The sequence below is a fragment of the Mesorhizobium sp. M7A.T.Ca.US.000.02.2.1 genome (assembly GCF_003996995.1).
GTDB lineage: Bacteria > Pseudomonadota > Alphaproteobacteria > Rhizobiales > Rhizobiaceae > Mesorhizobium.
In genome coordinates this window covers 1-1,680 of record NZ_RZTT01000386.1, presented here as the reverse complement: position 1 = coordinate 1,680, position 1,680 = coordinate 1, and the positions used below count along the sequence as shown (strand labels likewise).

At 64.7% G+C, this 1,680-nt stretch carries 2 protein-coding genes; both read left to right on the top strand.

Annotated features, from left to right (window positions below; genetic code table 11):
- The coding region (locus tag EOD15_RS36995) for a cation:proton antiporter (RefSeq protein WP_245463775.1) at positions 1-860 on the top strand (860 nt) is incomplete at its 5' end.
- A 166-nt stretch (positions 861-1,026) separates the two neighbouring features.
- Positions 1,027-1,680: endonuclease/exonuclease/phosphatase family protein (locus EOD15_RS27205; RefSeq protein WP_127409011.1), on the top strand; the 654-nt coding region annotated here is incomplete at its 3' end.

Sequence of the window (1,680 nt, the reverse complement as noted above, 5' to 3'; positions counted from 1 at the left end):
TATCGGCCATCATCACCATAGTCGTCTATGCCATGACGATCGCCCGCACCGCACCGCGCCGCATGCCGGCCAGAAACCGCATCAGCTCCTATTCGGTCTGGGAGACGGCGGTCTTCGTGCTCAATGTTCTGGCTTTCGTGCTGATGGGCCTGCAGGCGCGTACGATCGTCGGCAGGCTTGCCGGGCAGGGGCAGACCGACGCGTTCGTCCTGGCCGGGACAGTGCTTGCCATCGTCATCGTCTCACGCCTCATCTGGGTGCTGGGGTGCGGCGCGATCATCAGGTGGTTTGGCCGTTTCGGCGTGGCTGATCGTCAGCGTGACGCTCCGTCGTTTCGTGGCGGCGTGCTGATCGGCTGGTGCGGAATGCGCGGTTTGGTGACGCTTGCGGCGGCATTCGCCCTGCCGGCTGACTTCCCGGCCCGCGACCCGATCGTGCTCGCTGCTTTCACGGTCGTGCTCGGCACGCTGGTGCTGCAAGGCATGAGCCTGAAGCCGCTGCTGCGGCTGCTGAACCTCGACCCGGACGAAACGGTCGACCGCGAGGTCGCGCAGGCGCGCGTCGTGGTCATGCAGGCCGCGCTGGACATATTAAGCGGCAAGACATCGGACGCGGCGGCCGCGGTGCGCGAGCAATATGCCGCTCAACGCAAGATCGCCAAAAATCCCGACGATGCCCAGGCGGCGACCGAATATGACCGCTTGCGCCTTTATGCGATCAAGAGCCAGCGCGACGCGCTGGAGGAATTGCGCCGCAACGGGACGATTGGCGACGAAGCCTATCATCGCCTGGAGGAAGAGATCGACTGGACCGAACTGGCGGCGTCGCCACCCGGCCGGTTCCAGCCGCTGAATACATAAGGCATCGCACGCCGTTTTCCGGCGCACGGAAGATATCGAAGTGCTTCGGGATCGGTGCATGATCCCGGTGAAGGGCAAGGCTGGTCCAAGCCACGTCCATTCCCCTGCACATTGCAACCGTGGCATCGAACCGTTACTGCCAACACGAAATTGAGCCGGATAAGCAATGAAGCTGGTCAGCTACAACATCCAGTACGGGTTCGGCCGCGACGGCCGCTACGATCTTTCGCGCGCCGCGCGCATCGTTGCCGGCGCCGACATCATTGCGCTGCAAGAGGTCGAGCGGCACTGGCAGCGCAGCAATTTCGACGACCAGCCGGAGCTGCTTTCCCGTCTGCTGCCCGAACATCACTGGGTCTACGGCCCGGCCTTCGACATGGATGCCAGCGAAAGGCGCGACGGCCGTCTGGTCAATCGACGCCGTCAGTTCGGCACCATGGTGCTGTCGAAACTGCCGATCGTCTGGTCGCGGCTGCATGCGCTGCCAATGCGCCGCACGCAGCGGCCGCTCAATACCCGCAACGCCGCGCTTGAATGCATGATCCGCACGCCGGCAGGGCCGGTGCGGGTGTTGTCGCTGCATCTCGCCCACATCGCGGCCGAGGAGCGGCTGGAGCAGATCGACTACCTCATGGCCGAGCATCGCCGGGCTCCGTCCGATGGCGGACCGTGGAGCGGCGTCGACGACGAGCCCACGCGCAATTGGACCAGCGGCGAAGCGGAGCCGGAAAACCCGCTGGCGGCGATCTGGATGGGTGATTTCAACATGGAGCCGGACAGCGCCGAGTATAGCCGCATCGTCGGCAGCACGCCCTACCAT